Source organism: Enterococcus sp. DIV0682 (assembly GCF_051712685.1).
Taxonomy (GTDB): Bacteria; Bacillota; Bacilli; order Lactobacillales; family Enterococcaceae; genus Enterococcus; species Enterococcus faecalis.
Map to the genome: position 1 here is coordinate 920,446 of NZ_JBIOPK010000001.1, position 14,218 is coordinate 934,663.

General features: G+C 34.6%; 12 protein-coding genes. 11 read left to right on the forward strand and 1 reads right to left on the reverse strand.

The window, feature by feature from the left end; translation table 11 throughout:
- Positions 1–3: 3 nt before the first annotated feature.
- The 5 genes from IGK96_RS04500 (at position 4) to IGK96_RS04520 (ending at position 6,342) form a co-directional block, all read left to right on the forward strand.
- Entirely contained in the window at positions 4–1,416 is a 1,413-nt protein-coding gene (locus tag IGK96_RS04500; protein ID WP_014862285.1) for an oligosaccharide flippase family protein, read from the forward strand.
- Positions 1,417–1,470: 54 nt separating this feature from the next.
- Entirely contained in the window at positions 1,471–2,832 is a 1,362-nt protein-coding gene (locus IGK96_RS04505) for an O-antigen polymerase (RefSeq protein WP_104837105.1), read from the forward strand.
- 111 nt (positions 2,833–2,943) lie between these two features.
- Positions 2,944–3,396: a hypothetical protein gene (locus tag IGK96_RS04510; protein WP_014862282.1), complete on the forward strand. Its 453-nt coding sequence runs from the start codon at positions 2,944–2,946 to the stop codon at positions 3,394–3,396.
- A gap of 544 nt (positions 3,397–3,940) precedes the next feature.
- Complete coding sequence (locus tag IGK96_RS04515) at positions 3,941–5,272, forward strand: IS1182 family transposase (protein WP_010709679.1); 1,332 nt, start codon at positions 3,941–3,943, stop codon at positions 5,270–5,272.
- 236 nt (positions 5,273–5,508) lie between these two features.
- A complete protein-coding gene (locus IGK96_RS04520; protein ID WP_010709678.1) occupies positions 5,509–6,342 on the forward strand; it encodes a hypothetical protein in 834 nt (277 codons plus the stop codon).
- Positions 6,343–6,382: 40 nt separating this feature from the next.
- Here IGK96_RS04520 and IGK96_RS04525 read toward each other — a convergent pair whose 3' ends face one another.
- On the reverse strand, positions 6,383–7,444 hold the full coding sequence (locus IGK96_RS04525) for a LacI family DNA-binding transcriptional regulator (protein ID WP_002356832.1): 1,062 nt from the start codon (positions 7,442–7,444) through the stop codon (positions 6,383–6,385).
- A 175-nt stretch (positions 7,445–7,619) separates the two neighbouring features.
- On the opposite strand from IGK96_RS04525, the gene IGK96_RS04530 reads away from it, so the two are divergent.
- From IGK96_RS04530 to IGK96_RS04555, 6 genes are all read left to right on the forward strand, one after another.
- A complete protein-coding gene (locus tag IGK96_RS04530; RefSeq protein ID WP_002356835.1) occupies positions 7,620–8,006 on the forward strand; it encodes a hypothetical protein in 387 nt (128 codons plus the stop codon).
- Positions 7,987–9,786, forward strand: a complete 1,800-nt coding sequence (locus IGK96_RS04535; protein WP_010823826.1) for a DUF2264 domain-containing protein — start codon at positions 7,987–7,989, stop codon at positions 9,784–9,786. The genes IGK96_RS04530 and IGK96_RS04535 overlap by 20 nt, the downstream gene beginning before the upstream one ends.
- 15 nt (positions 9,787–9,801) lie before the next feature.
- A complete protein-coding gene (locus IGK96_RS04540; RefSeq protein WP_002356837.1) occupies positions 9,802–10,944 on the forward strand; it encodes a glycoside hydrolase family 88 protein in 1,143 nt (380 codons plus the stop codon).
- A gap of 49 nt (positions 10,945–10,993) precedes the next feature.
- Entirely contained in the window at positions 10,994–12,271 is a 1,278-nt protein-coding gene (locus tag IGK96_RS04545) for an ABC transporter substrate-binding protein (protein WP_438755888.1), read from the forward strand.
- Between the two features lie 150 nt (positions 12,272–12,421).
- Positions 12,422–13,324 (forward strand): carbohydrate ABC transporter permease, encoded by a 903-nt coding sequence (locus IGK96_RS04550; RefSeq protein ID WP_002356840.1) that lies wholly within the window; start codon positions 12,422–12,424, stop codon positions 13,322–13,324.
- Complete coding sequence (locus IGK96_RS04555; protein WP_002383582.1) at positions 13,297–14,214, forward strand: carbohydrate ABC transporter permease; 918 nt, start codon at positions 13,297–13,299, stop codon at positions 14,212–14,214. Before IGK96_RS04550 ends, IGK96_RS04555 begins: the two co-directional genes overlap by 28 nt.
- The last annotated feature ends 4 nt before the right edge of the window (positions 14,215–14,218 follow it).

The following is a 14,218-nucleotide window of genomic DNA, read 5'->3' on the forward strand; positions in this document are numbered from 1 at the left end:
AATATGAAAAATATAGCAAAAAATTTTTTTTACCAGAGTTTATTCCAAGTCGCTAAAATAATTATTCCTATCATTACAATACCAATAGTATCAAATGCTCTTGGACCAGCAGAGCTGGGAATTTATAATTACACGTTTTCGATTGCTCAGTATTTTGTTTTGGTCGCTGGCTTGGGTGTGACAATATACGGAAATAGGGAAATAGCTCTAGCTTATAATAGAAATAAACAGGAGCTGTCAAAAGTATTTTGGGAGATTTTTGTTTTTAAAGCCCTCATTACAATCGGTGTTATCGTGGTATATTTCATTGTGGCTTTATTTCTAGACAATAGGATATATTTATTTATCCAATCTTTAACAATATTAACAGTATTTTTTGATGTTTCATGGTTTTTTATGGGGATCGAAGATTTTAAAAAGGTAAGTATGTCAAGTTTGTTTGTCCAATTAATTACTTTCGTTTTGATCATTTTGTTTATTAAAAATGAAGGGGACACAATCAAATATACAATGATACAAGCGACAGGCATCCTTCTTTCCCAAGTAGGGGTGTGGCTGTTTATCCCTAAATATATTCATTTTACAAAGATACACATAAAAAATAGCTTGAATCATTTGAAAGGTTCGTTTGAATATTTTATTCCTCAAATCGCAATCATGCTGTATACTAATTTAAACAAAACACTCTTAGGATTTACTTTGGGAAGTGTGGCTGTGGGTTATTTTATTAATTCACTGCAGTTAAATACAGTATTTATTACCGTCATCACAACCTTAGATTTAGTTCTTTTGCCACACATGACAGGAATTTTTGCTAAACGGAATACTGATAAGATTGTAAGAACGATGGAGAAAACAATTCATTTGCAGTTGTTCTTTTCTATTCCTATTATGTTTGGTATGCTGACTATTTATGACAAACTCGTACCTTGGTTTTTTGGAGAAAAGTTTCTGTATATAAATAATGTTATTCCTTTTTTTACAATACTTATAGTAATTATCCCATTAGGTATTTCTATATCTAGGCAATATTTGATGCCGATTGGACAAATAAAAGAATATAATAAATCAGTGATGATTGGTGCAGGTATTAATATTGTATTTAATCTGATTTTGCTGCCAACTATTGGGTTTTTCGGTGTAGTATTTTCAAATATTTTAGCCGAATGTTTTGTTACTTTTGTAAGAATAAAATCTTTCTTAGAGAGTACAGATTTTAAATTTGAATATCATAAAATTGGAATCTTTTTACTAGGAGGAATGTTGATGTGTACAGTCACACGTTATTTAACAAGTAATTTATCAAGTAGTATTTTTACTAATATTATACAGTTTGCTATTGCATTGCCTATTTATTTAACAATTACTACTCTATTTAAGGTAAATCCATTACTTGATTTATTAAATAAAAAATAGTTTTTACAAGTATGTTTATAAATTAGAACTTTGTTAAGGAGGTTATTATATTTTATGCTATTTTTTATAACAGTTTTACTGTTGTTAATATTAATGATTCCGTTAGTAAAATGGACAAAAGCAGGTAAAGATTTATTTAATCCAGTAACGATTTCATTTTTTTTTCTAATTATCACGTCTGTGCCTTATCTGTTTTCTATTGCAAATGATGTCTACATCATCCAACCACAAGTATTACGAGAAATTGGCATAGAAAATATTCCTAAAGAAATAATATATTTTGTCGTAATTTTATTGATAGGTGCGTTTTCTTTATATTTTGGTATGAAAGTACCTATGATTAAAAAATTTTCAAACTTACCTGGCCTTCCTAAATCAGAAAACAGAAAAAGATATATTGTGGGAACTTTGCTGTCTTTTTTTGTTGGTATGTTAGGCTATCTAATTTTTTTGAGAGGTGTAGGCGGATTTAGTGTTTTAACATCAAACCTTAATATTAGAACTCAAATGACAGCTGGCAATGGATATCTTTTGTCGCTGACAACAACTTCATTAACGATTTCTGTTGTTTGTTATATATATACGTTCAAATATAAGAAATCATTTATTAAATATTTCTTTTTATTGTTATTAATTTTATTTGTAGCTTTTCTCTTAACATCTTTAGGAGGAAGAAAACAAACGCTTCAATTAGTTACGTTTAGTTTGATCTCTTGGCATTATGGAGTTAAAAGGTTAAAAAAAATACCTAAAAAGATATGGCTGTTAGTTCCTCTTTTAGTAATTTATATTGTTGGAATACCTATTTTAAGAAGTCCTGATGGAATAGAAACACTTCTAAATAATCCTAAATATTTAGCGAGCGAAGTGAAGGATAACATTGGAAAATCTACAAAAGAGATAAGTTACATTGACACCTACTTGTTTATAACTAATCATTTTGATGTTAGTAACATATGGCTAGGCAGCAGTTTTAAAGATTTGTTATCTGCTCCCATCCCTAGTTCTATTATGCCCGAGAAGCCGCCTGTAGATGAAGGGGTCTATATAAGGACACTTGCAGAAGGGAATAGGAATATCAAACCATCAATGCCATTTAAAGAATTGTTTCCATCATCGTGGCCTCCAGAAACAATTGGTACTATGTACATGAACTTTTGGATTCCAGGTGTAATAATAGGGATGTTTCTTTTAGGGAAAATATATAAACTTGCTTATCTCTATATGAAAAAATGCGATTTTAACGCACATTCGGTAATGATTTATTGTTATATTTTATTAAATTTTCATTTAAGTAATTTAAGGATAACTCAAACTATTACGAGTATCCTTGTTATCTCAGCTTTCTTTTTTATGATTTTAGGATTTAGTATAGAAAAGAACGAAAAAGAAAAGAGGTATATAGTCAATATATAAATTAAACCCTTATGGCTAGTTAATTTTAAAATCAAAAGGGCAGATTATACTTATAGTGCAAAGGTTGATAAAAACCTCTGCACTATATTTTTTTAGTTTGAGGAGAGATGTATGAAAGTCTTTAAGTGGTTCGTAGAAACAATCGTATACAAAGAGGATACTTCGTTAGAAATGTTTGGTTTTGAAGTAGAAACATTGAATGATTCGAAACAAACAGTATTTGAAATTGTAAAGTATCGAACAAACGAGTTGTTAAAACAAAAAGGACAAAAAGCGAAGCGAACAACGATTTGTTGGATAGAGCTAAAAAGTGTTCAACATATGAGTAAATATCAGCGATTTGTTCGATTATACGAAACTAAAAGACCTCGTAAAGCAATTATGAATATCTTGAAAATTCCTTTTTGGAAACTACGACAATTCGAGGAATATTATAACGGAAATACGAAGCCATTGACGAAAAAAGGATATTTAGAATTAAAAACTTTTTTGAGTGATGAAGAAATTCGTAGACACCATAAAATACCTGAATGTGAGTTTCAGCAGTTTTTAAAAGGAATGTAAAAAAAATAATCTTGTGTACTATATAACTGGATATAATAGGCGCATTTCATGCGTACAGGGTTGAGCCAATACTACTGATTTCAATAACCAAACTTTTAGGTAGTATACCCTTTATCAAAGCTCATAACCCACTTGCGATGGCGGGATAACCAAGCTGTTTACAAGATGCAGTGTAACCGTGGGGGTAAGAGGCGGGCTGATAATTGTTTATTTATAAAGAAATGTAGATTATTTGCATGATGGTTCTGTAATAATGGTTCGATTCCATTAAATGTAGTTGGCTATTATGTGTTTGAGATTTAGTCTTTTGGATATCTACAACCCATTTAATCCTTTCTTATGATTTTGCATGGAAAAGTAAAACTTTTTTTGCTCTTAAACTTTTAAGCTGGAAGGAAGAATTTTTGAACACATGATAGTAAAAAAACTGTCTATAATTAATAGACAGCCAGACTGTAGACAAAGTCCCCAAAAAGGGGATGACGTCTACAGTTTTTTCTTTTATACTTAATGTATGAAAACGTTTTAAAGGAGCGTGGAAAAAATGATGTCAAAACATCCAATGAATGGAAGAGATCAATACATGATGATTTCCTTGGAAGATCTTGTGCCAAAAGATCACTTGATTCGAAAAGTAGATAAAGCAATCGATTTTACCTTCATTTATCCAATTGTTGAATCAACTTATTCGACCTTAGGTCGACCAAGTATTGATCCTGTGGTTTTAGTAAAAATCGTCTTCATTCAATATCTCTTTGGTATCCGTTCCATGCGTCAAACGATAAAAGAAATAGACACTAATGTCGCTTATCGTTGGTTTTTAGGCTACGATTTCAATGAAACCATTCCGCATTTCTCTACCTTTGGAAAAAACTATGTTCGCCGCTTTCGAGATACCACACTCTTTGAAGATATCTTTGCCTACATACTGGAACAAGCTGTCAAGGCTCGGATGATTACGGAAGATGTTCTCTATATGGATTCTACTCATATCAAAGCCAATGCAAATAAGCATCATTTTACTAGAGAAATGACGCATATTGAAGCAAAAGCCTATCAATCAGAATTAGAGAAAGAAATTAACGAGGAACGCATCAAGGCAGGAAAGCGACCTTTTATTTTCCCAACAGAAAGTGAGATGAAAGAACGAAAAGTAAGTAAAGTAGACCCGGAGAGTGGATATTATGTAAAAGGAGAACGAGAAAAACAATTTGCTTATTCTGCTCATACTGGTTGTGATGAACACGGATTCATTTTAGACGTCATTGTGACGCCTGGTAACCGTCATGATAGTCAAATTGCTCCTGATTTAGTTGCCTCTATCTGTACTAAATTTCCAGCGATACATGCTGTGGCTGCTGATGCTGGGTATAAAACTGCCACTTTTATAGAATTTCTCCGACGGAGAAATCTTCATCCTGTTCTTCCATATACACGACCTAGAGGTGATCGAACGTTACTAGCCAAAAATCAATTTGTCTATGACGAATACTACGATTGTTACCTGTGCCCTGAAAATCAACCCTTACGTTTTTCTACACTTACTCGAGAGGGATACCGTGAATATAAGTCAAAATCTTACATTTGTCAGAATTGTCCGCAATTGAAACAGTGCACAAGAAGTCAAAATCATCAAAAAGTAGTGACTCGTCATATCTGGCAAGCTGGGGTAGAGAATGCAGAACATCTTCGTCATACTTCCTTCAATCGAGAAACATACCGCAAACGTAAAGAAACCATTGAAAGAGTATTTGCTGATGCAAAAGAGAAGCACGGGATGCGCTGGACAAAATACCGAACTTTGGAAAAAGTCGCAGTGCATACGAGAATAATTTTTGCTGTAATGAATTTAAAGAAATTAGCCCTGTGGGGCTAGAAAAAGGCGAATGCCTTTATTTTTTTACTTTGATTTTGATACTAAGTTAAAAAAATACGCTCAACACTCTATTTTCTGAATGTTGAACGTATTTGTCTACAGTCTGAGACTTTTAAGAAAAGCCTTTTTATTTTTTTGATCTAAATATTTATTCTTTAATCAACTATTATTTTAGTAAAAAATAGATTAATTTACTAAAATAATATATAATAAAGGTAAAATTAGGAGGGAAGCATATGACGTGTATTTCATTATCGATTTTAAATCAAGAACAAGAAATTAGAAAAGCTAAGATAGATGATTCAGATTCTTTGAAAGAGTTAACTATTACAGGAAAAGATTTTGTTTGTTTAGCTGCTCGGGATTGTCAATTACAAGACGGCGATGTGATTCAAGTTTGTTTAGATACGCCCAATACTTATTTAATGGTGAAGTTAGATGCTACGCTTGATAGCAGTTTAATTTATGTTCCAGAACAAAAATGGACGTTTCCAATCAAAAAAAATGAAAACGCTATCGAAGCGCGAGCAGCGTATCGTTTTGAAACCAAGAAACCTTATATAAGTGTGCGTATTGCCACTAAAGAAGAAATTAAGAGTTATCGTAATTGGGCGTTAAATCCGCATGATTTACAACATTTTACTGGTGCGTATCCTCATGCATCTGCCAACGTGGAAACGCGAAATGATGCCACTTTTTTTGCTTGCAATGCGATTGATGGTACCTTCGCTAATCTTTATCATGGGCCGTATCCTTATCAATCATGGGGGATTAATCAGCAGTTAGATGCCGCATTAAAAATTGAATTTGGGCGTGAAGTCTTGTTGGATAAAGTGATCTTAACATTACGAGCGGACTTTCCCCATGATAATTATTGGCAACAAGTGACTTTAAAATTTTCCGACGGTACACATGAAGTTTTTAAAACTGTTAAGACTGAGCAACGCCAGAGCTTTACCTTTGCGAAACGGGCAGTGGAGTGGGTGATACTAACAGAGTTAATTCAAGCAGATGAACCATCACCATTTCCAGCATTAACACAAATTGAATTATTTGGTCAAAACAAATAAAAAATAAGGACGGTTCCTTTATAGGAGCGGTCCTTATTTTTTATTTCTGGCGTGGGCTAGTTGTCGATTGGCGGACAACCAATTCTGTGTTTAACAGGACTCTACGAGGAATGCTAGGCATTTGAATTCGTTTGTGCAATAAATTAATGCCTGTCTCGCCCATTTCTTCAGTAAAGGCATGGACAGAGGATAGCGGCGGTGAGACATATTGAGAAATAGAGATATCATTGATCCCCATGACACTAATTTCTTCAGGAACCTTTATACCGTGTGCGGCTAACGTATGTATCACACCGATTGCAAAGGCGTCGTTATAAGCAAGAATCGCAGTAGGTAAATCATTTCCCCATTTCTCTAACGCTTCTTCTGTCAATTGTTCCCCCGTTTTGACATCCAACATGCCATTTTCTTTTAAGATAAAATAATCTTCGTTAAACAAGTGATAATGCTGCATAATGTCAAGATAAGCATTGGTTGTCGGCGTTTTATAACGACGGAAACCATACATATTTTCGCTTTCTTCGGCACCAATAAAGGCAATTTTTTCGTGGCCCAATTCCAAAAGATGGGTTAAGGCAATCTCGGTTGCTTGATAAAAATCAGTATTTACAGAATCAAATTCTTCCAATGGGAAATTACTGCCAATTACACAAAGGTTTGGATGCAGTTGCTGCAACTCTTGTAGCGTCTTTTGAGTGAATTTACCAATTGCCAAAATGCCATCAATCCCTTGAAGGTTATGTTGTTCCAATTGAGAAACTTTTAGAATATTGTAACCTAACTCTTCGGCCCGTTTTTCAGCGCCTAAACGAATCGACATATAGTAAATATCCGTTAGTTCTTCGTCATCTGAACGCCACTGAACGACGGCAATCGAAGGCTCTTGCGGAGCTGTTTGTACGGAAAGGTTAGGTGTCAGTTGCTCCTGCTGTTTGTTTTTATTTTTAGTTTTATATTTCGTATAATTCAGGGTTTCTGCTGCTTCAAAAATTTTTCGCTTGGTTTCCTCTGTAACGGATAAGTTTGGATCATAGTTCAGAACTCGCGATACAGTTGAAATTGAAACATTCGCGACTTTTGCGATATCTGTGATAGTTGCCATTCTAAATGCCTCCTTCTCAAGTACTATTATAGCATATAGTATATTTCTTTTTAGTAAAAAAAAGCAAGAAAAAGCTTTTTTTACTTTTTTTTAGCAAAAACTATTGATTTTTTAACTAAAAAAATATACTATAAAGTCAAAGAAAGCGCTTTAATTCGATGGAGAAGGTGGTTTAGTGAAAAGATTTTCACTTTTTTTACTAATTTTACTTGCTTTAACAGGTTGTAAATCCGGTGAAAAAGAATTTGATGAAGAATCTCTTCAAAATCTAAAGGAAACGGCACAGTCTTATTCAGAAACAGAATTACAAAATGGTGACGTTCGTTTAAATGAATATATTTCTTTGAAAGGGGAGATTGTTGAGAGCGACAGTCGTTCCAGTTTAATAAAAAAAGGTGATCGTTTTATTTTGAAAAGTGGTTCTAGTAAATATCAAGTTTTTAATGAGCAAAAGAAAAAATTGAAAATTGGTGACGAAGTGACAGTTTACGGAGAATATTACGGCTTTTTGAAAGGGACATTAATTGAAAGTGAGGAGAATCATGATTCAGCCACGAATTAGACAGAATCCTTTTGAAACATACGAAGAAGTTGCAGAAGGATTTGAAGATTTATTAGCGCCACTGGAATTGTTTTTTGATCGAGAATATCAAGGTCATCTGGATTTAGGGACACACGGGACAGTTTATTCTAAAGGAACACGTGATGCGGAGGCATTTTTACGACCATTATGGGGACTAGGTCCTTATGTAACGCAAAATGAAAGTGAGTATTTGAATGACTTTCTAACGGGAATTATCGAAGGCACCGATCCTGAGAGTTCATCTTATTGGGGAAAAACAAAAGATTATGATCAATTGATTGTTGAGATGGCAGCATTAAGTACATTTCTTTTGTTAAACAAAGAAAAAACGTGGGACCAGCTAACAAAAGAACAGCAAAATAATTTACACAGTTGGCTGATACAAGCCAATGAAAACATTATTCCGCCAAATAATTGGCATTTCTTTAGAGTGTTGCTGAATTTAGCGATGAAACATTGTGAAATGCCGTATTCAAAAGAACAGATCGCTGTTGATTTGGCTGTAATTGATCGTTTTTATGTCGGTAATGGTTGGTATTATGACGGAGTCGAGACACAAGTTGATTATTATGTTTCTTTCGCTATTCATTATTATAGTTTATTGTATTGTCGTTTTGCCCCGGAAGATACCGCAAGAGTGGCTATTATGAAGGAACGAGCAACTTTGTTCGCGCAAGAGTTTAAATATTGGTTTACTCAGCCAGGAGAAGCGATTCCCTTTGGACGTAGCTTAACGTATCGTTTTGCTCAAGTGTCATTTTTTAGTGCCTTAGTTTTTGCAGATGTTGAAGCATTGCCGTGGGGTGAGATCAAAGGTCTAATCAGCCGACATCTTCATCAATGGATGAACAAAGATATTTTTACAACAGATGGATTATTGTCGGTAGGTTATGATTATCAAAATATGGTCTTTGCTGAAGGCTATAATGGTCCTGGTTCACCTTATTGGGCCTTTAAAACATTTATTTTGTTAGCGGTTCCAAAAGATCATCCTTATTGGCAAGCAGAAACACAGCCTATTAGCTTTCCAGAAAAACACTTACCTTCACCAGAAAGTCGGAACTACTATCAAGTAAATGATGCAGGGACACATGGTTTAATGTTTCCAGCGGGACAATTTATTAATTATCAAGCTCATGCGCATGATAAATATAGTAAATTTGTTTATTCTTCCCATTTTGGTTTCAGTACTATAAAGAGTGATTATTGGTATTACGAAGGTGCTTATGATAATTGCTTGGCTTTAGCTGAAGACGACCATTATTTCCGCACGAAGGGATTAGATGATCAGTACGAAATTCTTGATGATCGTATCATTCATCAATGGTATCCTTGGTCCGATGTAGCAATCAAAACGACAATTGTACCATTAGAAGGCCAGCATTTACGGATCCACGAAATTGAGACACAACGTGCATTAGTGGCTTATGAAGGTGGCTTCTCAATCCCGCTCTTCGATGAAAAGGTCACTTGTGTTTCTGATCAAATGGCTGAGGTAAAAAATGCAAAAGGTGTGTCAAAAGTAGAAAATATCAACGGTTTTTCTGAAGCTGCGATTATTCGGACAGAACCGAATACAAATTTACTTTATCCGTTAACGGAGTTGCCATATTTGAAAGCAAACTTGTCGAAAGGGAAACATCTTTTAATTTCATTGGTGACAGGCGTACTACCGAATGAACAAATTGAGCCAGTTAAAGTTAGGTTAAAAGAAAATCAGCTTTTAGTTGAAGAAAAAGTTGTAATTTTGGGGAATTAGGGGGAGAAATACACAATGACAGAAAATGGACAGATTGAGTGGTTGCCGAAGCAAATCAGTTTTGCTTTAAACAAAGTTCGAGGAAATTTAGAGACATTTAAAGAATTAGTTCCACCCGCGGCAAGTTTAAATCAAATTTATTATCCTGAAGAAAATATTGACTGGACGGCCAGCTTTTGGCCAGGAATGTTATTTTTAGCAAAGGAATTAACAAATTCAACAGAGTTCGATGAAGTGATTACCACACAGATGGCTTCTTTTCAACATCGCTTGGATGAACAAATTGAGCTGGAAACACATGATATAGGCTTTTTGTATATTTTAACAGCAATTGCCGATTATCAAGTCAATGGTCATGAGGCCTCAAAAGAAATGGCCTTGCAAGCTGCGGACTTATTAATGAAACGTTATTCACCAAAAGCCAAGATTATTCAAGCTTGGGGGAATTTAGACGATCCAGAGCAACGAGGTAGAATGATTATTGATTGTTTAATGAATTTACCATTATTATACTTTGCAGCAAAAATGACTGGCAAGCAAGAGTATTATGAAGCTGCCTACAATCATGCGAAACAAACACAAAAATATATTGTGCGAGAAAATCACACCACGTTCCATACGTATTATTTTGATACGGAAACAGGCGAAGCTTTATACGGTAAGACGCAGCAAGGATACTCAGACGATTCTTGTTGGGCTCGCGGCCAAGCCTGGGGAATTTACGGCTTTACGTTAAGTTATTTATATACAGGAGATAGTAGTTTTCTGGAAACAGCAAAAAATGTTGCTGATTACTTTATTCAAGAATTACCAGAGGACAAAATCTGTTACTGGGATTTAATTTTCAATGAAGGGAGTGAAGAAGAACGTGATAGCTCATCTGCTGCAATTGCTGCATGTGGCTTACTAGAATTATCTCGTCAGCTTCCATTAAATGATGAAAAACATGGCTATTATGAAAAGGTTGCGCTAGAACTATTACAAGCATTAGCGGAAAAGTATACAACGGTTTTACGACCAGAGTCGAACGGCCTATTGCTTCATGGTGTCTATGATAAAAAAACAAATACAGGAGTCGATGAATGCATGATTTGGGGCGACTACTTTTATTTGGAAGCGTTAACTCGTTTAGCGAAAAGCTGGTATTCTTTTTGGTAATTCATGGAGGAAAACTCCTAAAAAATAATAAATAGCGGAGGTAGTACAAATGAAATTTTGGAAAAAAGGCTTAACAGCGGCAGCGTTGTTAGCGGTGGCGGCAGTAACTTTAACAGCATGTGGTGGTTCAAGTGAAAAGAAAGCAACTGAAAAGAGTGAAGATGGCAAAACAAAATTAACAGTAACTACTTGGAATTATGACACGACCCCAGAATTTGAGAAATTATTCAGAGCTTTTGAAGCGGAAAATCCTGATATCACTATTGAACCGGTGGACATTGCTTCAGATGATTATGACACAAAAGTAACAACGATGCTTTCATCAGGAGATACGACGGATATTTTAACCATGAAAAACTTACTTTCATATTCTAATTACGCGCTACGCAATCAATTGGTGGATTTAACCGATCACGTTAAAGATTTAGATATCGCACCTGCCAAAGCAAGTTACGAGATGTATGAAATCGATGGTAAAACCTATGCTCAGCCTTACCGTACAGATTTCTGGGTATTGTATTACAATAAAAAAATGTTTGATGAAGCCGGAATTGCCTATCCCGATAACTTAACTTGGGATGAATATGAAGCGTTAGCGAAAAAATTATCTAAACCAGAAGAACAAGTATATGGTGCCTATCAACATACTTGGCGCTCAACGGTTCAAGCAATTGCCGCTGCTCAAAACAATGCCAATTTAATTGAACCGAAATACAATTATATGGAAACTTACTATGATCGCGCATTGAGAATGCAAAAAGATCAATCACAAATGGATTTTGGAACAGCAAAATCAACAAAAGTAACGTATCAATCACAATTTGAAAATTCAAAAGCGGCGATGATGTACATGGGTAGCTGGTACATGGGGACTTTATTAACCAACATTGATGATGGCAAAACAAATGTCGAATGGGGGATTGCCGAAATACCACAACAAGAAAAAGGCAAAGCAACTACCTTTGGCTCACCGACAAGTTTTGCAATTAATAAAAACAGTAAAAAACAAAAAGCTGCTCAAAAATTCTTAGACTTTGCTTCAGGTAAAGAAGGTGCAAAACTTTTAGCAGAAGTAGGGGTGGTTCCTTCTTATAAAACAGATGAAATTGACAAAATCTACTTTGCAAGAAAAGGAATGCCTTCAGATGAAGTCTCACAAAAAGCCTTTAACCCAGATACAATTAATTTAGACTTCCCATCTGATAAAAACGGTGCCGCAATTGATAAAGTATTACAAGAAGAACATGATTTAATTATGGTCGGCGACGAAAAACCAAAAGATGGTATTGCTAACATGGAAAAACGTGTCAAAGCAGAGATAGACTAACTATTATTTCCTGCAAAAACACAAAAGATTGATGAAAAAAATAAGCTGAAATGAGTAACCTACAATGAATTTCAGCTTATTTTTTTAAATAAAGAATGTAGCTTGAGTTTGGAAGGAGGGCCTGTTAAGTTCACTTAACAGAATACAATTATGGAAATTACTTCAAAAACAAAAACAGCAAATAAATTGAGACGAAAAAATACGTGGACTGCGTTATCTTTTATCGCACCAAACTTTATTGGCTTTTTCCTCTTCACTTTAATCCCGGTTATCTGTTCACTGATTTTAGCTTTTATGAGTTGGGATTCTTTTTCAACTCCTGAATTTGTCGGAATGAAAAATTTCACCAAAATGATTCATGATGATACGTTTTGGATTTCGTTAAAACAAACGTTTATCTATACGATTGGTGTTGTTCCGTTAACATTGATTTGCTCATTAGGACTAGCGATTTTGTTGAATCGTAAAATTAGAGGGATGAAATTTTTTAGAACGGCTTTTTTCTTTCCTTATGTAACGTCATTAGTTGCGATTGCGGTCGTTTGGAATATGCTATTTCATCCAACAATGGGACCAATTAATCAATTTTTGAAATTATTTATTGAAAATCCTCCTGGCTGGACATCTAGTTCTACTTGGGCTTTACCAGCAATTATCATCGTTAGTGTGTGGCGCTTTATGGGGTATTATATGATTTTGTATTTAGCTGGTTTACAAAGTGTGCCAAGAGAATTATATGAAGCAGCGTCAATGGATGGCGCGGGTAAATGGAATCAATTTTTAAATGTTACCTTACCTTCACTACGACCAACGACCTTTTTCGTGACTATCATGCTTGTAATTAACTGTTTCAAAGTGTTTGACTTAGTTCAAGTTATGACTGGTGGTGGACCAGGACGTGCAACGAATGTGTTAGTTTACGAAATTTACAATGAAGCCTTTGTCAAATTTAATTTTGGTTATGCATCAGCCATTGCGATGGTCTTATTCATCATCGTTCTAGCGATTACTGTGGCCCAATTTAAATGGAATCAACATCAAGAGAAAGTTTAGGAGGAGAAAAGATGGAAGCAACTTTTTCAAAAAAAGAAAATACTCGAAAAGCAAAAACGAAAAAAGCAGAAAAAGTCACACCTGGTGGGATCCTTGTAATCATTCTCTTAACTTTACTTGCGTTAATTACTTTGGTGCCTTTCATTTGGATGGTTTCAGCATCATTTAAAACAAACAATGAAGTTTTCACCATTCCAATTCAATGGATTCCTAAAAGTTGGCATCCAGAAAACTATTCCGTTATTTGGGAACGCATTCCATTGTTAACTTTCTTTAAAAATACGTTATTTTTAAGTATTGTGATTACGATTATTCAACTATTTACTTCAAGCTTTGCAGCATATGGCTTTTCAAAAATGAATTTTAGAGGAAGAGATACACTTTTTATTACGTACATCGCAACAATTGCTATTCCTTGGCAATCGTATATGATTCCACAATTTATTATGATGCGTCAATTAGGTTTGACTGACACGTTATGGTCACTTGTTTTATTACAAGCATTTAATGCATTTGGGGTCTTTTTACTGAAACAATATTACAGCAGTATTCCAGATTCACTATGTGAAAGCGCGCGGATTGATGGGTTAAGTGAGTGGGGAATTTATTGGAAAATTATTTTACCATTAACCAAACCAGCTTTAGCTAGTCTCACGATTATTACTTTTGTGAATACATGGAATGACTATATGGGACCTTTCATTTATTTATCTTCTACTGAGAATAAAACGATTCAGTTAGGTTTGAAAATGTTCGTCGGTTTATTTGATGCTGAATATGCCTTAATCATGGCCGCATCAGTGGTTTCTATTTTACCAGTAGGGATTGTCTTTTTAGCAATGCAAAAATACTTTGTTGAAGGTATTGCTACATCTGGAATGAAGAATTAGGAGG

Bases quoted from the DNA above. Each gene is read 5' to 3' on its own strand.
- IGK96_RS04500 (WP_014862285.1), top strand. From the start codon at position 4: ATGAAAAATATAGCAAAAAATTTTTTTTACCAGAGTTTATTCCAAGTC.
- IGK96_RS04505 (WP_104837105.1), top strand. From the start codon at position 1,471: ATGCTATTTTTTATAACAGTTTTACTGTTGTTAATATTAATGATTCCG.
- IGK96_RS04510 (WP_014862282.1), top strand. From the start codon at position 2,944: ATGAAAGTCTTTAAGTGGTTCGTAGAAACAATCGTATACAAAGAGGAT.
- IGK96_RS04515 (WP_010709679.1), top strand. From the start codon at position 3,941: ATGATGTCAAAACATCCAATGAATGGAAGAGATCAATACATGATGATT.
- IGK96_RS04520 (WP_010709678.1), top strand. From the start codon at position 5,509: ATGACGTGTATTTCATTATCGATTTTAAATCAAGAACAAGAAATTAGA.
- IGK96_RS04525 (WP_002356832.1), bottom strand. From the start codon at position 7,444: ATGGCAACTATCACAGATATCGCAAAAGTCGCGAATGTTTCAATTTCA.
- IGK96_RS04535 (WP_010823826.1), top strand. From the start codon at position 7,987: ATGATTCAGCCACGAATTAGACAGAATCCTTTTGAAACATACGAAGAA.
- IGK96_RS04540 (WP_002356837.1), top strand. From the start codon at position 9,802: ATGACAGAAAATGGACAGATTGAGTGGTTGCCGAAGCAAATCAGTTTT.
- IGK96_RS04545 (WP_438755888.1), top strand. From the start codon at position 10,994: ATGAAATTTTGGAAAAAAGGCTTAACAGCGGCAGCGTTGTTAGCGGTG.
- IGK96_RS04550 (WP_002356840.1), top strand. From the start codon at position 12,422: ATGGAAATTACTTCAAAAACAAAAACAGCAAATAAATTGAGACGAAAA.
- IGK96_RS04555 (WP_002383582.1), top strand. From the start codon at position 13,297: ATGGAATCAACATCAAGAGAAAGTTTAGGAGGAGAAAAGATGGAAGCA.